The organism is Streptomyces sp. NPDC020681 (assembly GCF_044334895.1).
GTDB lineage: Bacteria > Actinomycetota > Actinomycetes > Streptomycetales > Streptomycetaceae > Streptomyces.
In genome coordinates this window covers 200,362-219,492 of record NZ_JBIRTX010000005.1, presented here as the reverse complement: position 1 = coordinate 219,492, position 19,131 = coordinate 200,362, and the positions used below count along the sequence as shown (strand labels likewise).

General features: G+C 71.8%; 1 protein-coding gene. It reads right to left on the bottom strand.

Going from position 1 to position 19,131, the window contains the following annotated elements; genetic code table 11:
* Positions 1-37: 37 nt before the first annotated feature.
* Positions 38-18,910: an amino acid adenylation domain-containing protein gene (locus tag ACH4YL_RS13970; protein WP_398507534.1), complete on the bottom strand. Its 18,873-nt coding sequence runs from the start codon at positions 18,908-18,910 to the stop codon at positions 38-40.
* Positions 18,911-19,131: the final 221 nt, after the last annotated feature.

Below are 19,131 nucleotides of genomic sequence, written 5' to 3'. Positions count from 1 at the left end.
TAGGTCGGCAAGCAGGTTCGGTACGCGGGTGTGGGGACTAGTCGGTGGCGGTACGGGAAGCGGCGCGGCGCACCAAGGCCTCCAGGGCGCGGAACCAGGTCTCGGCAAGGTCCTGCACCGCCGCCTCGGACAGCACGCCTGCCGGGTAGGACCAGTGCGCGGACATGACCGGCCCGCCGGGACGGTCCTCGGTCACCACGTTGATGCTCAGTGCATGGCCCGCGCGCATCGCGGGTTCCGAGCCGATGTCGGACACGTCCTCCTCCGGCGCGTAGGACCAGTCGGTCTCCTCCGGGATCCCGAACCGGCCCAGGTAGTTGAACTCGATCTGCGGTGCGTCCAGCGCCGCGAGCACGGCGCTCGTACGGGGGTTGAGGTGCCGCAGCATGCCGTAGCCGACGCCGTTCGCGGGCAGCGAGGCCAGATGCTCCTTCACCCGCTCCACCGCCTCCTCGACGGCCGCGCCGCCGGTGAGCGCGTCGCCGAGGTCGACCGGGCCCGGGTCCAGGCGTACCGGGTAGACGCTGGTGAACCAGCCGACCGTACGGGACAGATCCGCGCCCGGGGCATCTGCTGCGAGTTCCTCCTCGCGGCCGTGGCCTTCGAGGTCGACCAGCACCGAGGCGTCCGAGCAGCCCTGACGTTGCTTCCAGTCGGCCACGGCCAGCCCGAGTCCGGTCAGCAGCACGTCGTTGACGGTCGCGCCGAAGGCGGCGGGCACCGCGGACAGCAGCGGGCCTGTCCGCTCCGGCTCCATCCGCAGCACCAGCTCGCGCACCGTGCCGGCCGTGTCGCGTGCCGTGTCCAGCGGCCGCTCCAGCGGCAGCGGCGCCGCGCCGTCGAGGACCGCCGTCCACAGCGGCAGCTCCGCCTCGCGGGCCGGGTCCTGCGCCAGTTCGGTGAGCAGCCGCGACCAGCGGGCGAACGACGTGTCCACGGGCGGGAGTTCGGCGGCTTCCGCGATGGACACGTGCTGCCAGGCGGCCGCCAGATCAGGCAGCAGAATCCGCCAGGACACGCCGTCGACGACCAGATGGTGCGCCATCAGCAGCAGTCGACCGGGCTCGTCTCCGGCGTCGAACCAGACTGCCTTGACCATGGTCCCGGCATCCGGGTCCAGCGCCGCACGGGTGGTGTGCGCGTAGTGCGAGACCGCGCCGCGCAGCGCGTCGCCGTCAATTCCGGCCACGTCGACCCGCTCGACCCACGCACCGGCGTCCACCGCACCGGCCGCCGGAACCTCGAGAGACCACTGCCCACCGTCCGTACGCACGAGCCGGGCCCGCAGCAGGTCGTGCCGGTCGGCCAGCGCCTGGAGCACGGCAGCCAGCTTGAGGCCGTCCAGCGTTGCGGGCGTCTGGACGAGCGCCGCCTGGTGGTAGCTCCGGAACGGGCCGCCGAGTTCGCGCAGCCAGTGCATGACCGGCGTCAGCGGCACGGTGCCCGTGCCGTCGTCCGGCGTACGGGCCGCGCCCACCGCTTCGGCCGCCTCGACGGCGACCGCGGCCAGGCCCGCGACCGTACGGTGCCGGAACACCAGCCTCGGCGTGATCCGCAGGCCCGCGGCCCGGGCGCGGCTCACCAGCTGCATGGCCACGATGCTGTCGCCGCCGAGCGCGAAGAAGTCGTCGTCGACGCCGACCTGTTCGAGACGCAGCACCTCGGCGAAGACACCGCTGAGCGTCTTCTCCACCGGAGTGCCGGGTGCCCGGCCCGAGGAGATCGCGGTGAAGTCGGGTGCGGGCAGCGCTTTCCGGTCGAGCTTGCCGTTGGCGAGCTTCGGCAGCTCGGCGAGGACGACCACCGCCGCCGGCACCATGTAGTCCGGCAGCTGCGCGCCGACATGGGCGCGCAGCGTCCCGGCGTCCGCCGACGTGCCGGCGGCCGGGACGACATACGCCACGAGCTGCTTGCGCGGACCGTCCTGACGTGCCGTCACCACGACCTGTGCGACAGCCGGATGGCCTGCCAGTACGGACTCGATCTCGGCCAGTTCGATGCGGAAACCGCGGATCTTCACCTGGTCGTCGGCGCGTCCGAGATAGTCGATCCGTCCGTCGGCGGTCCAGCGCGCCAGGTCACCGGTCCGGTACAGCCGTGAGCCCGGCGCGCCGAACGGATCGGCGACGAACCGCTCGGCCGTCAGCGCCGGTTGGCCGAGGTAGCCGCGGGCCAGGCCGCCGCCCGCCAGATACAGCTCACCCGTCACTCCGGGCGGCACCGGTTGCAGCAGGCCGTCCAGCACATAGGCCCGCGTACCGGCCACTGGGCGGCCGACGAGCGGCCGCTCGCTGTCCGCCACGCGCGCCACCAGCGCGTCGACCGTCGACTCGGTGGGTCCGTACAGATTGAAGGCCTCGGTGCCGCGCAGCCCGCCGAGCCGCTCCCACAGCGCGGCGGGCACGGCCTCCCCGCCGACGCCGACCACCGCGAGCGGGCACGCTTCGTCCTGTACGAGCCCGGTCTCGGCCATCTGCGCGAAGAACGAGGGCGTGACTTCGAGGAAGTCGAAACCGTGCTCCACGACGGCCGCCGCCAGCAGCTCCGGGTCGCGCTGGAGCTCCTCGGACACCACATGGACGCAGTGCCCGTCCAGCAGCCACAGCTGCGGCTGCCAGGACGCGTCGAACGAGAACGACCAGGCGTGTCCGGCGCGCAGATGACGCCGTCCCGTGGCCGCCATCGCCGGCGTGTACAGCGTCTCGCGATGGCTGTGGAAGAGATTGCCGACCGTCTCGTGAGTGACGACGACGCCCTTGGGCCGGCCCGTGGAGCCGGAGGTGTAGATGACATACGCCGGGTGCTGCGGGGTGAGCGCGGCGTTGCGTTCGGCGTCGGTGAGATCGGTCGCGACCTGGCCGATCAGCCGGACGAGGGTGTCCGGCGCGTCGATCGCCAGGACCGGCGCACCGGGGGTGTCGGGGAGGACGTGGGCGAGTTCGGCGGTGGTGAGGATCAGCACCGGGCGGGCGTCGTCGAGCATGTCGGCCGTACGGCCCTGCGGGCTCTCGGGGTCGAGCGGAAGATACGCGGCACCCGCCTTCTGCACCGCGAGGATGGCGAGCAGGGTGTGGGCCGTACGCGGCAGCGCCAGCGCGACGATCCGCTCGGGACCGGCGCCGTGCGCCACGAGCAGCCGGGCCAGCCGGTTGGCCGCGGCGTTGAGCTGGCTGTAGGACAGCTCGACACCGTCGGATGCGACCGCCGGTGCTCCGGGCGAGCGGCGTACCTGGTGCTCGAAGAGCGCCGGGACGGTGGTCGGCGTGGCCGTCAGCGGCCGGGCGTTCCACCCGTCCACGATCCGGCTGCGCTCGGACTCGCCGAGGATGTCGAGCCGGCCGAGCGGAGTGTCCGGATCCGCGGCCACGGCCCGCAGGATGCGCAGCAGCCGCTCGGCGAACGACTGGGCCGTCGCGGTGTCGAAGAGATCGGTGCTGTACTCCAGCACCCCGTCCACGCCGTTGCCGTCGGCCCGCTCCACGAAGTCGAAGGACAGGTCGAACTTGGCCGAGCTCTGGCCGACGTCCTCGCGGCGGGCCTGCAGTCCGGACAGGCCGACATCGTCTCCACCCGCCGCCAGATAGACGACCATCACCTGGAACAGCGGATGCCGGGCCAGCGAGCGCGCCGGATTCAGCACCTCCACAAGCCGCTCGAACGGCACGTCCTGGTGGTCGAAGGCCGCCAGATCGGCCTCCCGTACCCGGCCGAGCAGTTCGCGGAACGTCGGGTCGCCCGACGTGTCGGTGCGCAGCACCAGCGTGTTGAGGAAGAAGCCGACAAGATCCTCCAGCGCCTGGTCGGTGCGGCCGGAGATCGGTGAGCCGAGCGGGATGTCGGTGCCCGCTCCGAGCCGGGTCAGCAGCGCGGCCACGGCGGACTGGATGACCATGAACATGCTGACGCCGCCGGCCCGGGCCAGCCGGTGCAGCTCCTGCGCCAGTTCCTCGTCGATCGACAGGTCGGCCGCGCCGCCGCGGTAGCTCGTCTCGAGCGGACGCGGACGGTCGACGGGCAGCACCAGCTCCTCGGGCAGACCGGCCAGAGCCTGCTGCCAGAAGGCGATCTGACGAGCCGCCAGGCTCTCGGGATCCTTCTCGTCCCCGAGCACCTCGCGCTGCCACAGCGTGTAGTCGGCGTACTGCACCGGCAGTGGCGACCAGTGCGGCGCGCGGCCGGCCGAGCGTGCCGCGTACGCGGTGGCCAGGTCGCGGCTGAGCGGCAGATCCGACCACTCGTCACCGGCGATGTGGTGCAGCAGCACCAGTAGCGCGTACTCGTCGTCGGCGATCCGGAACACCTGCACTCGCAGCGGCGGTTCGCGGTCCAGCTGGAAGCCGTACGCGGCGGCCTCGGCCAGCCGCTCCGCGAGTGAGTCCTCGTCGGCCGGCGCCACCTCCACCGGGATCCGTATCTCCTGCATGTCCAGGACCAGCTGGCGCGCCCGGCCGCCTTCCTCGGGGAAGACCGTGCGCAGCGTCTCGTGCCGCTCGGCGAGATCGTGCACGGCTGCGCGCAGCGCGTCGATGTCCAGGCTCCCGGAAAGCCGCCAGGCCGCAGGGATGTTGTACGTCGCGCTCGGGCCCTCCACCTGGTAGAGGACCCACAGCCGTTGCTGCGCGGAGGACAGCGGAAGCTGCCCGGGCCGGGGACGGGTGGTGAGCGCGGGCCGGGCGGTGCGGGCGGCACCGTCCAGCCGCTCCGCAAGACCGGCCACCGTCGGCGCGTCGAACACGTCGCGCAGCGACACCTCCGCGGCGAGCGCGGCACGGATCCGGCTCACCAGGCGCATCGCCAGCAGCGAATGGCCGCCGAGCGCGAAGAAGTCGTCGTCGACGCCGACCCGCGGCAGACCGAGGACGGCGGCGAACTCCTCGCAGAGGATCTCCTCGCGCGGGGTGCGGGGCCTGCGCTCCGATGCCGCAGCGGAGAAGTCCGGTGCGGGCAGCGCGCGACGGTCGAGCTTGCCGTTGGGGGTCAGCGGCAGCGTGTCGAGAGTGATGAAGGCCGCGGGGACCATGTGGGCGGGGAGCGCGGCTGCGACGTGCCGGCGCAGTTCTGCTCCGTCGGCGGCGTGCCCGGCGGCGGGCACCACATATGCCACGAGTCGCTGGTCGTGCGCGACGACGACGGCGTGGGCGACGCTCTCGTGCCGGGCGAGCGCCGTCTCGACCTCGCCGGGCTCGACGCGGAAGCCACGGATCTTGACCTGGTCGTCGGTACGGCCCAGATACTCCAGCACGCCGTCATGGGTCCACCGCGCCAGGTCGCCCGTGCGGTACATCCGGCTGCCGGGCGGGCCGTAAGGATCGGCCGTGAACCGCTCGGCGGTCAGCACGGGGCGCGCCAGATAGCCGCGGGCGAGCTGCACCCCGGCGAGATACAACTCGCCCGCCACGCCCGGCGGTACGGGTCGCAGCGCGCCGTCGAGCACGTACACCCGGGTGTTCCAGACCGGCCGGCCGATCGGGACGGCTGCCGCGCCCGCCGGAATGCGGACGGCGGTGACGTCGACCGATGCCTCCGTGGGCCCGTACAGATTGTGCAGCTCGGCGGAGAGGACCTGGTGGAAGCGGTCGGCCAGCGGAGCGGGCAGGGTCTCGCCGCTGCAAATCACCCGGCGCAGCCCGCTGCAGTCCGCCGCGGACGGCTCCTCCAGGAACGCCTGGAGCATCGACGGCACGAAGTGCGCGGTGGTGACGCGCTGGTGCCGGATGAGCCGCGCCAGATACGCGGGGTCCCGGTGCCCGTCAGGCCTGGCGAGCACCAGCGTGGCACCGGTGATCAGTGGCCAGAAGAACTCCCACACCGAGACGTCGAAGCTGAGCGGAGTCTTCTGCAGCACGCGGTCACCGGAGTCGAGATCATAGGCGCCCTGCATCCACAGCAGTCGGTTGACGATGCCTTCCTGCGGCACCACGACGCCCTTCGGGCGGCCCGTGGAACCGGAGGTGTAGATGACATACGCCGGATGCTGCGGGTCGTATGCGGTGGGCAGTTCGCCCGCGGGTCCCTCGGGCAGCCGGTCCCGGATGACGCAGACAGGTTCGGCGTCCGCCAGCATGAAGGCGATCCGCTCCGCCGGGTACTGCGCGTCGAGAGGAAGATACGCGGCCCCGGCGCGATGCACCGCGAGCAGCGCCACGACCAGGTCGGCCGAGCGCGGCAGAGCGACGGCGACCGTGTGCTCCGGGCCGACACCCATTCCCGCGAGCACCCGTGCAAGCTGCTCGACACGGGCGTCCAGCTCGGCGTAGCTGAGCTCCTCCGCGGCCTCTTCGGCGCCGTCGTGGCCGCCGACGACGAGCGCGGTGGCGTCCGGCGTGCGGGCGGCCTGGGCGCGGAACAGTTCGGGCAGCGTCGTCGCCACCACATCGTGCGCGGTGTCGTTCCACGCCTCGACGACGGTGCGACGCTCGTCGTCGACGAGCAGATCGAGCATGCCCACGGGCCGTTCCGGAGCGGCGGCGATCCGGCCGAGCAGGGCGATCAGGCGTCCGGCCATCCGCTCGGCGGTGGCGGCTTCGACCAGATCGGCCGCGTACTCCAGCAGCAGCACCAGCTCATCGCCGGCCGGATCCACAAAGGTGAAGTGGAGGTCGAACTTGGCCATGCCCGTGTCCATGTCGAACCACTCGGTCGGCAGACCGAACACGTCCGGGTCGCCGTCAGGCCGGTAGTGATAGCCCAGCATCACCTGGAACAGCGGATTGCGGCCCGGCACCCGCACCGGATTGACCGCCTCCACCAGCCGGTCGAACGGCAGGTCCTGGTGCTCGAAAGCCTCCAGCGCGGACTCCCGCACGCGGGCGAGCAGTTCGTCGAACGTCGGCTCGCCGGACAGATCCGTACGCAGCACCAGCGTGTTGACGAAGAAGCCGACCAGATCGTCCGCCGCGCCGTCCGTGCGCCCGGCGACCGGGGCGCCGAGCGGGATGTCGTCACCTGCCCCGAGCCGGTGCAGCAGTACCGCCGTCGCCGCCTGGACCAGCATGAACATGCTGACACCGCGCTCGGCGGACAGCTCACGCAGCGCGCTGCTCACCTCGGCACTCAGCTCCCGGCGCACGGTGCCGCCGCGGCCCGTCGGCTGCGCCGGACGCGGCCGGTCCAGCGGCAGTTCCAGGCTCTCCGGCAGGTCGCGCAGAGCCTCGGTCCAGTACGCGAGCTGCCGGTCGCCGACTTCATCGAGGAGCTGTTCCTGCCACAGCGTGTAGTCGGCGTACTGCACCGGCAGCGGATCCCACTGCGGAGCCCGGCCCGCCGCGCGCGCCGCGTACGCGGCGTTGAGATCGGCGAGGAAGGGCCGGTCCGACCACTCGTCCGTGGTGATGTGGTGCAGCACCACCGCGACCACCTGGTCGGCCGGGCCGAGCCTGAACACCTCGGCCCGCAAAGGAAGTTCGCGGCTCAGGTCGAACGGACGGCGCTGCGCCTCCTCGACACGCCCGGCCAGCTCGCCCTCGGTGCAGTGCGACACGCCGAACGCCGGATCGGCCTCGTCGGCCGCGACGATCCACTGGTACGGCTCGCCGTCGAACTCCACGAACCGCGTACGCAGCGCCTCGTGCCGTCCCGCGACATCGCGCAGCGCAGTGCGCAGAGCGTCCAGGTCCAGCTCGCCGCGGAGCCGGAAGACGAGCGGGAAGTTGTAGGCGACACCGCCGCCGGTGATCCGCTCCACCAGCCACAGCCGCCGCTGCGCCGCCGACAGCGGAATGCGCTCGGGCCGCACCGCCGCCCGCTCCAGCGCGGGCCGTGCGGGCCTGCCGCTGCCGGCCCGTCCGGCCAGCAGCTCCGGTGTCGGGGCCTCGAACAGATCGCGGATGGCCAGTTCGGCGCCGAGTTCGGTGCGGGCCCGGCTGATCAGCCGGGTGGCCAGCAACGAGTGACCGCCGAGGTCGAAGAAGTTGTCCTCGGCTCCCGCCCTGGGCAGTCCCAGCACTTCGGCGAAGAGCCGGCACAGGACCTCTTCCTGCGGCGTCTCGGGGCCGCGGCCGGCCGTCAGCGCGACGGCCGGTTCGGCGTCGGGCAGCGCCCGGACGTCGAGCTTGCCGTTGTCGTTCATAGGCAGCCGCGGCAGGACGACAAACGCCGCGGGCACCATGTAGCCGGGCAGCCGCCTGCCCAGGTCCTCGCGCAGCTGCCGCACCAGAGCACCGGTGCCGCGTGCCGTCGTCGGCGTGTTGGCGTACGCGGCCTTCTCCTCGCCGCATCGGTACAGACCGGCCGTGAACCGGAGGCCGGAGGACAGCGCGTCGCGAAGGAACACGGCGTCAAAGGTGCCGAGTTCGTCGGACCAGGTGGTCAGTGTCCGGTAGCCCAGTCCCTTCGCCAGCTCGCGCAGCGCGTCGGGCTCGACTCCGCTCGCCTCACCGCGGTGCAGCCGGCCTTCCTCCAGGGCGCGCAGGGCGGCCAGTTCGCCCGCCGTACGGGCGTCCGGGACACGCCGGACCCGCAGCCGCTCCGGACGCCGCTCCTCCAGGAGGGCCGCGAGCGCATCGGCACCGGCCCAGTCGACGACCGTCGAGTCGCCGGCCTCGATCGCCTGCGCCCGGTCCTGGTACAGGACCACGTCGTACCGGTGCTGCGTCAGCTCGTTCTGGTGCTTCCCGGCCTTCGTCCGCAGATCGACCTCGAAGCCGAGAGTGGTGAAGTAGTCCGGGTCGACGAGGAGTTCCTTCTCCAGCGCGATGCCGCGGTCCACGGCGCGGCGCAGCTGCTGCGGATCCGCGTCCGCACCCGCCCGGGCCAGTTGGATACCCGTCTGGAAGGCACGGGCCAGCCGCAGGTTGCGTACATCGCCGACGAACAGCGCTCCGCCCGGTGCGAGCAGATCCATCGCACCGGTGATGACCTCGGTCAGATGGTCCAGGCTCGGGAAGTACTGGACGACCGAGTTGACGACGATCGTGTCGAAGTAGCCGGCCGGCAGACCGTCCGCCACATCGGCCGGTTGGCAGCGCAGTTCGACCTTGGCCGCCAGCTCCGGCGCGCGTCGCAGATCCTCGCCGATCTTGCGGATGACGGGCTCGGCGAAGTCGGTGGCCCAGTACGCCTCGGCGTCCGGAGCCAGCTGAGACAGCAGCAGACCGGATCCGACACCGATCTCCAGGATCCGGCGCGGCCGCAGCTCGCGGATCCGCTCGACGGTCGCGGACCGCCACTCGCGCATGTGCTCCAGCGGAATGGGCTCGCCGTCGTAGGAGCTGTCCCAGCCGGCGAAGTCCTCGGTGAACACGGCGGTGCTGATCTCGGTGTACTCGGCGGAGTAGATCTCCTGCCATTCGCCGATCTGCTCGCGCTCCGCCGCCTGACGCGCCTCGCCGGTGAGTTCGGCCGGCACGACATAGCCCACCAGACGCCGGGTGCCGGGCGCGGAGAGGTCGTCGCGGGCCACGACCGCCGCCTGGGAGACCTGCGGGTGCTGGGCCAGCGCGGTCTCGATCTCGCCGAGTTCGACGCGGTGGCCGCGGATCTTGACCTGGTCGTCGGTGCGGCCGAGGAAGTCCAGATTGCCGTCGGGACGCCGCCGTACGAGATCCCCGGTGCGGTACATCCGTTCACCGGGCTCGCCGTCCGGGTCGGCCACGAACCGCTCGGCGGTGAGGCCGGGCCGGTCGAGATAGCCGCGGGCGAGGCCGACACCGGCGATGTACAGCTCACCGGGCACCCCGTCCGGGACCGGCCGCAGCCAGGTGTCCAGGATGTGCGCGCGGGTGGAGCGGATCGGGCGGCCGACGGTCGGCGTCGCGCTGTCGTGCGTGCCGCCGCCGAGCGTGTTGATGGTGTACTCGGTCGGCCCGTACAGGTTGTAGCCGTACGTGCCGTCGGTGTCCCGCAGTCGGTTCCACACGGCCTCCGTGACCGCCTCGCCGCCGAGCAGCACCAGCGGCGGACGGTGTCCCTCCAGCAGGCCCTCCTCGATCAGCACATGGGCGTACGTCGGCGTGACGTTGACGACGTCGATGAGATGGGCCTGGCAGTACGCCACCAGCGCCGTGGCGTCGCGGCGCAGCTCCTCGTCGCAGACATGCACCTCATGCCCTTCGACGAGCCACAGCAGCTCCTCCCAGGACATGTCGAAGGCGAACGACACGGTGTGGGCGATCCGCAGGCGCCGGCCGCCGGCCGAGGCGATCGCCGGGGCGAAGATCTCCGTCTGATGGTTGAGCTGCATGTTCGTCAGCCCTCGGTAGGGCGTGACCACGCCCTTGGGGCGGCCCGTGGAGCCGGAGGTGTAGATGACGTACGCCGGGTGCTCCAGGCTGAAGGTGACCTGCACCGGCTCGTCCGGCAGCGCGGCCAGCTCCGCAGCGACCGCCGGATCGTCCAGCAGGACCCGTGGCACCTCACTGTCCAAGGTCTCCGACACCGCAGCCGTGGACAGCAGGAGCAGCGGCCGGGCGTCGTCGAGCATCAGCGCGAGCCGCTCGGCCGGATGGTCCAGCTCCAGCGGCAGATAGGCGGCGCCGGTGCGCAGCACCGCGAACAGCGCCACCACCATGTCGATGGAGCGCGGCAGCCCGAGCGCTACCACCTTCTCGGGCGCGGCACCGCGTGCGAGCAGCAGACGGGCCATGCGGTTGCAGCGGGCGTCGAGTTCGGCGTATGTCAGCGACTGCGCGCCGAAGACGAGCGCCGTCGCGTCGGGCGTACGGGCGGCCTGCGCGGCGAGCATGTCGGCGACGGTCTCGTGCGGAACGGGTGCACGGCTGGTGGCGTTCTCGCGTGCCAGCGCCTCGTGTTCGGCGGGCAGCAGCGGATCGAGCGAGCCGATACGGGCGGCGGGATCGGCGATCAGCCGCTCCAGCAGCAGCGTGAACCGGTCCAACAGGCGTTCCGCGAAGACACCGCTGATCAGGTCCTGGCGGTGGGCCAGCGTGATCCTGACCCGCTCGCCCGGAGTGACGACAAGGTTGACCGGGTAGTGGGTGGCGTCGACATTGGCGACCGCGGTCGCGCCGTGCCGGTCGCGCAGTTCGGCGAGCCGCTCGTCCGTGTCGGCGTTGCGCAGCACGAACAGCGTGTCGAAGAGCCGCCGGTGACCGGTCTCGGCCTGAAGCACACCGAGACCCAGATACTCGTGCGGCATCAGCTCCAGACGCTCGGACTGGATGCGGCGCAGCAGACCCAGCACCGGCTCGTCCGGATCGAAGGCGATACGGGCAGGCACGGTGTTGAGGAACATGCCGATAACGTTCTCGACGTCCGGGACCTCGCTCGGCCGGCCGGCCACGGTGGTGCCGAAGACGACGTCGGTGCGGCCGGTCGCACTCGCCAGCGCCAGACCCCAGGCGGCGTTGAGCACGGTGTTGAGCGTCAGACCGTGACGGCGCGCGGTGTCCCGCAGCCGCTCGCCGGTCTCGGCGGGAAGCACGGCGTCGAGGCTTTGCGGGATGACCGGCTCAAGCCCTTCGCCCGCCGCGTCCGGCACCAGCAGCGTGGGCTCGTCAAGACCGTCGAGCGCGGCGCGCCACGCCCGGGTCGCGTCACCGGTGTTCTGCCGGTCAAGCCAGTGCAGGTAGTCGCGGTAGGAGCCGGGCTGCGGCAGCTCGCGCGCGTCGCCGCCTGTCTCGTACAGAGCGAAGAGCTCGTCGAGGAACAGCCAGGCGGACCAGCCGTCCCAGAGGATCAGATGGCGGCCGATGACCAGCCGGTCGCCGCGCTCCTCACCGAGCCGGACCAGCAGCAGCCGGAACAGCAGCGGCCGGGTCAGGTCGAACCGCCGGGTCCGCTCCTCGTCCATCAACTCCCGCAGCCGGATGTCCTGTTCGTCGCGTGTGAGCGCCGAAAGGTCCGCCTCTTCGAGCGGGATCTGCGGGTCGCGGACGATGAACTGGACCGGCTGGCGCAGGCCTTCGCTGGTGAACCCGGCGCGCAGGCCGGGGTTGCGGGCGAGAAGCGATGTCGCGGCGGCACGCAGCCGGTCGGCGTCGACACGCGTGGCGAAGTCGAAGGACTCATGGACGGTGTAGACGTCGAGGCCGCTGTCGTCGTACGTGGAGTGGAAGAACAGGCCCTCCTGGAGCGGAGCGAGCGGCCAGATGTCCTCGATCCGGCCGGGCGCGAGCCGCTCGACGTGCGCTGTTTCCTCCGCCGTCAACGCGAATGACGCCGGTGGAGTCTCGTGTGACGAGGGCTCGGCGGCGACGGTCGCGGAGGCGGCCAGCGCGGCCGGTGTCCGGTGCTCGAAGATGTCCCGCGGGCTCAGCTCCAGGCCCGCGCGGCGGGCTCGGCTGGAGACGCTGATGGAGCTGATGCTGTCGCCGCCGAGCAGGAAGAAGTCGTCGTCGATGCTGACCTCGTCGAGCTTCAGGACGGCGGCGAAGACCTCGGTGAGCAGCTGTTCGCGGGCATCGCGTGGTGCGCGGGCGGTGGCGCGTACGGCTTCGGGCGCGGGCAGGGCGGCGCGGTCGAGCTTGCCGCTCGGCGTGAGGGGCAGGGCGTCGAGCACGACAAACGCGGTGGGGATCACGGACGCCGGAAGGACGCCGGTGAGGGCGGCCTGGAGCGAGAGGGAGTCGGGACGGGCCTCGTTGGCCGGCACGACATACGCGACGAGTGCGTTGTCCCGGACCGTGACGGCCGCCTGCGCGACCGACGGCTGACGCACCAAGCCGGCCTCGATCTCGCCGAGTTCGATGCGGTTGCCGCGCAGTTTGACCTGTCGGTCGGTGCGGCCGAGGTACTCCAGCGACCCGTCCGCGCGTCGCCGCACGAGATCGCCGGTCCGGTACATCCGGCTGCCGGGCGGACCGTACGGGTCGGCGGTGAACCGCTCGGCGGTCAGCGCCGGGCGCGTGTGATAGCCGCGGGCCAGCTGGACGCCGGTCAGATACAGCTCACCGGGCACGCCGGAAGGAACCGGCCGAAGACAGGAGTCGAGCACGTGCAGCCCGGTGTTCCACACCGGACGGCCGATGGGCACGGTGAGGCCGGTGTCTGCTTCGTAGGGGTGGTGGGTGACGTCGACGGCGGCCTCGGTGGGGCCGTACAGGTTGTGCAGCGGCACACCGGTGAGAGCGTGCCAACGGGCGGCGGCGGAGCCGGTCAGCGCCTCGCCGCTGCTGAAGACATGCCGCAGCGACGCGGCCCAGCCGGGATCGTCGGTGACCTCGGGGGCCTGGAGGAACGCTTCGAGCATGGACGGCACGAAGTGCATCGTGGTGATCCGCTGCTCACGGACGAGCCCGGCGAGATAGGCCGGGTCGCGGTGCCCGTCGGGCTTGGCGAGAACGACGGCCGCGCCCTCGATGAGGGGCCAGAAGAACTCCCAGACGGAGACGTCGAAGCTGGACGGCGTCTTCTGCAGGACCCGGTTGCCGGCGCCGATGCGGTACTCGTGCTGCATCCAGGCAAGCCGGTTGACGATGGCCCGGTGTGTGACGAGCACACCCTTGGGCTGTCCGGTGGACCCGGAGGTGTAGATCAGGTAGGCGGGACGGTCCGGCCCGCTGTCTGGAGTCCGGGACGGAGCCGCCGTTTCGGCATGGGGCGGGGTGGGTGAGTTCTCCGGGTCGTCGAGCACCAGCACGTCGAGGCCCTCGGCCTCGGGCAGCCGCTCCACCGCGGCCCCGACGGTCAGCACCACTTGCGCACCCGAGTCACGCAGCATGTACGCGACCCGCTCGACCGGATAGTCCACATCGACCGGCAGATACGCCGCGCCGGACTTCAGCACACCGAGCAGCGCCACCATCAGCTCGGCCGAGCGCGGCACGGCGACCGCAACGACGGACTCGGCGCCCGCGCCGCGCGCCCGCAGCCGAGCCGCCAGCGCATCCGCTCTCGCGTCCAACTCCGCGTAGGTCAGCGCCTCGTCGCCGTACACAACGGCGACGGCATCCGGCGTACGGGCCACCTGCTCCTCGAACGCCGCGGACAGTGTGGTCTCGGGGACCTCGTGCACGTCACCGGCGAGCGGAGCCTCGGCCAGCTCTTCGTGGCCCAGCAGCTCGACCCGAGCCACCGTCTGAGACGGATCGTCCGCAAGCGCATCCAGAATCCGCGTCAGCCGCCCGGCGACCGCGCGCACCGTCTCGCCGTCGAGCCGCTCGGCGTGGTGCTTGAGCCGCAGGTCCAGCCGGCGGCCCGGTTTCACGATCAGCGCGAGCGGATAGTGGACGGCGTCGTAGAACTCGTGGCCGGTGATTCGGACCTGTCCCGCGGCGTCGCGCAGATCGGAATCCGCCGGGTAGTTCTCGAACACCACGAGCGTGTCGAAGGGTTCACCGCTGCCCGCGAGTCCTGCGATGCGCTGGATCTCGGCCAGGCCGAGATGCTGGTGGTCCAGGAGCTGGGCCTGCTCGTCCTGCAGTCGGGTGAGCAGCGCCGAGAGCGCCTCGCGGGGCTCCCAACGGAAGCGTGTCGGCAGGGTGTTGATGAACAGGCCGACCATCGACTCGATGCCGTCGACCTCGCCGTCCCGCCCGGAGACCGTGGTGCCGAACACCACGTCCTGGCGGCCGGTCAGCCGGCCGAGCAGCAGACCCCAGGCGGCCTGGACGACGGTGCTGAGCGTGACACCGTGCTCGCGTGCCCGGTCGGTCAGCCGTGCGGTGGTCCGCTCGGAGAGCTCGACGCGTACCTGCTCGGGCCGCAGCGGTGAACCGTCCGCCGCGGCCGTCACCAGGTGTGTCGGCTCGTCGAGACCGGCCAGCGCGGCGCGCCAGGCGTCCCGGGCCGATTCGTGGTCCCGCCCGGCGAGTCGACGCAGATACGCGCGGTACGGCGCCACCTCGGGCAGCGGTGCACGGTCCTGGCCGTAGGACGCCATCAGCTCGCGGTGGAGGACCGGCAACGACCAGCCGTCCGCCGCGATGTGATGGAACGTCAGCATCAGACTGCTGCGCTCGGGCCCGAAGCGTACGAGCGCACAGCGCAGCAACGGCGGCCGGGCCAGATCGAAGCGGGACGCCCGCTCGTCCGCGCCGACGGCCGCGGCCAGCGCATCCCGTACGGATTCGTCCTGCGCGGACAGATCGACCTCACGCCACGGCAGCTGCGCCGCTTCGGTGATCAGCTGTACGGGACGGCCGTCCGGGCGCTGGCGGAATCCGGCGCGCAGCGGCGCGTGCCGGTCGAGCAGCGCCTGAGCTGCGCGCCGCAGCGCTTCGCCGTCGACCGGCCCGGCGAACTCGATGACCTGCTGGACGACATACGCGTCGCGGTCGGAGCCGCCGACGAGGGCGTGGAAGAAGAAGCCTTCCTGGAGCGGTGTGAGCGGCAGTGCTTCCTGCACCGCCAGCGGGTCCGCGCCCTGGATCTCGGCCAGTTCGGCCTCGGTGAGGCGGACGAGCGGGCCGTCGGCCAGAGGTGCGCTCTCCGTGCGGTCGACAGCCACGGAGGCGAGCGCGGCGACCGTACGGTGCCGGAACACATCGCGCGGGGTGACCTGAAGTCCGGCTCCGCGGGCCCGGATCAGCAGCTGGATCGCGGTGATGCTGTCGCCGCCGAGAGCGAGGAAGTCGTCGTCGACGGTGACCGAACGCAGCCCCAGCACCTGTGCGTACAGGCCGCAGAGCAGCTCCTCACGAGCGTTGCGCGGCGCGCGGCCGGAGCTGAGCGCGCCGTAGTCCGGCGCGGGCAGGGCATGCGCGTCGAGCTTGCCGCTCGGGGTGACGGGCAGCCGGCCGAGCGGCACGAAGGCGGACGGCACCATGTAGTCGGGCAGCCACTCGCCGGCGTGCGCGCGCAGGGTCTTCATCAGCGCGGTGACATCGCGGAACGGCACGGGCCGGTTGGCGTGCGGGAAGGCACGACCGGGCCGGTAGAGGCCGCGGACCGGCTCGTCCGCGTGAGTGAGGACGATGTCCAGGCCACCGTCGTCGGCATGCGCGTTCCAGGTGACGGCGGTGCGGTAGCCGTGCCGAGCGCCGAGCGCGTGGAAGTCCTCCGGGTCGACGCCGCTCACGGCGGACCGGCTGCTGTCCTCCAGGGCGCGCAGGTCGGCGAGATCGTCGACGAGCCTGCCGTTGGGCACATGGGTGACGCGCAGCCGAGCGGGCCGGTCGGCCAGCAGGCGCTCCAGCCCTGCTGTCCCGCCGATCTCGCTCCAGGGCACCTCCTGTTCGACGTGCCCGGGCTGCTCGACATGTGCGGGCGCGGCCTCACGAGGCCGCAGCACCACGTCGTACCGATAGCGGCTCAGCTCGTTGTGATGGTGGGCCCGCTTGACCCGTACATCCGCGTCGAACCCCTCCAGCGCCGCGAAGAATTCGGGATCGAGCAGGAGCTCGCCCTCCCACTCCACGGACTGCTCCACCGCCGCGCGCAGCGCCGTCTTGTCGGCCTCGTCGTCCCCGACGGCGGCCCGACGGCTCTCCACCGCGGCGCGCAGGCAGCGCAGCAGCCGCAGATTCCGTACGTCGCCCACGAACACGGACCCGCCCGGCGCGAGCAGCCCGCCGACCTTGCGCAGCACGTCCGCCAAGTAGTCCGCGCTCGGGAAGTACTGGGCCACGGAGTTGATGACGACCGTGTCGAAGTAGCCCTCCGGCAGGCCGTCGACGTCGTGCGCGGGCCGGGCCAGCAGCTCGACGCGGCCGGCCAGCTCCGGCACCCCGGAGACCTGTGCGCGCAGCGCGCGCACCGCCTCGTGCGAGACGTCGGTGCCCCAGTACGTCTCGCAGCCGGGCGCGATGCGGGACAGTACGAGCCCGCTGCCGACGCCGATCTCCAGGACGCGGCGGGCCGGGCCCAGTTCCCGGATGCGCTCGACGGTGGCGTCACGCCATTCGCGCATCTCCTCGACCGGGATCGGCCGGCCGTCGTACATGCTGTTCCAGCCCGCGAAGTTCTCGCGGAATCCGTCGGACGCCGCGGCGCTGTAGAGCAGTTCGTGCAGGTCCTTCCACTCCTCGACCTGCTCCCGCTCGTCGCGTCCGGGCTCGGCGTCGAGCGAGGGGACGATGTAGGCGGCGAGCCGCCGGTCGCCGGGACGGTCCTCGCGGGCGACGACGGCCACCTGGTCGACGGCGCTGTGGCGGCGCAGCACGGACTCGATCTCGCCCGGTTCGATGCGGAAGCCGCGGATCTTGACCTGGGTGTCGGCGCGGCCGAGGAATTCGAGCCGGCCGTCCGTCTTCCAGCGGACCAGGTCGCCGGTGCGGTAGAGCCGTTCGCCGGGAGAGCCGAAGGGGTCGGCGATGAAACGCTCGGCGGTGAGGCCCGGCCGGCCGAGGTATCCACGGGCCAGGCCCGCGCCGCCGAGGTACAGCTCTCCGGTCACGCCGACCGGGACCGGCTGGAGGCGGGCGTCGAGCACATAGGCGCGGGTGCCGGGGTCGGGGCCGCCGATGGGCACGATGGTGCCTGACGGGGTGTCGGGGTCGCAGAGGCCGAGCGTGGAGTTGGTGGTGGCCTCGGTCGGGCCGTACGCGTTGAACATCATCCGACCACGCGCATAGCGTCCGACCAACTCGGGAGAGACGCGTTCCGTGCCGGCCAACAGCGTTGCCTGCGACGGCAGGTGCACATCGTCGGGCATGGCCGCCAGCAGGGCCGGCGGCAGAATCATGAAGGTGATTCCGTGCGCGTTGGCGTAGTCGGCGAGCGGCGCTCCTGGCACACGGCGCTCGGCCGGCACGACCACAAGACGGCCGCCGGACAACAGGCCGAGGCACAGGTCCCAGAACGCCACGTCGAAGCTCGGGGAGGCGAACTGCAGGACACGGCTGTGCGGCCCGATGCCGAAGCGTTCGCTCTGTGTGGCGACGAGTTTGGCCACACCACTGTGCGCCAGGACGACGCCCTTGGGCCGGCCGGTCGAGCCCGAGGTGTAGATGACGTACGCGGCGTTCAGCACGGTCAGCGGCCCGCCGCGGTCGGCGTCGGTCGGGTCGTGCACCGGCCGGCCGGCCAGGTCGTCGGCGGTCTCGGAGGTGTCCAGCAGGAGGCGGGTCATGCCGTCCTGCTCCGGGATGTCCCGCGCGGTGTCGGCCGTCGTGACCAGGCATGAGGGCCGGGCGTCGGCGAGCATGTACGCGATCCGGTCGGCCGGATAGTCGTGGTCGACGGGAAGGTAGGCGGCACCGGACTTGAGGACGGCGACCTCGGCGACGATCAGCTCGGCGGAGCGGGGGAGCGCGAGGGCCACGATGCGCTCGGGACCGGCGCCGCGCGCGATCAGCGCGTGCGCGAGCCGGTTGGCGCGCTCGTCGAGTTCGGCATATGTGAGCCGCTCGTCCTCGAAGACCAGCGCGATCTCTTCGGGACGTTGCCGCACCTGCTCGGCGAACATGGCGGGCCAGGTCGCGAGCGGCACGGAGTGCTCGGTCGCGTTCCAGTCGAGCACCACGCCGCGATGCTCGTCCGGCGTCATCAACTCCAGCGCGCCGACCGGTGCATCGGGCCGTGCCAGACCGTCCGCCAGCAGACTCTCGTAGTGCCCGAGCAGCCGGTCGACGGTCCCCTCGTCGAAGACATCGGGACGGTACGTGGCCCGTATCTCGCCGCCCGCCGCATCCAGCACGAGGTCCATCGGGCCGAAGCTCCCGGCTTCCCCGAAAGCGGTGTTGAAGAACAGCCCGCCGCCCCGGGTCGGCTCCGGCCGCAGTTCCTCCACGAGAACCGCCGGCGGCACACGGTGTGCCCGGCCCTCCTCGCAGACCGAGGCCAACCGCTCCACCAGCTCCCGGAACGGCACCTCGCCGCCGAGCCCCACCCGGACCGGCAGCCCGTCGTGGCCGACCGTGACCTCACGGGCGCCGCTGTACCGGTGCAACAGGGCGCAGTACGCGGCGAGTCGGACCTCGTCGGCCGCCTCCGTCACCGTGCGCCGGGTCCGTACGGCCCGTTGACCGGTCGGCGTCAGCGGATAGGGACGGTCGGTCGGAAGTGCCGTCTCCTGTGCGAGCGGTGTGAGCAAGTGCCGCCAGTACGCCACGACTTCATCGATACCGGACAAGGTGGCCGTGCCTCCCAGCAGGTAGGTCCCCCGGATCTCGGAACCGGGGATCGGCGCCATAGTAAGGTAAGGATTACCTAATCCAATAGGGGGTTCGCCTGCTGGTAGGCCGCGTGACGGCTCCAGCACTACAGTGCTCTGGTTAAGGCCCGCCTAACCTAAGGAAATTCACGTGGCGCAGTCGGCGATCCGGTCGCGAAGCACCCGTGCGGTGTTCCTCG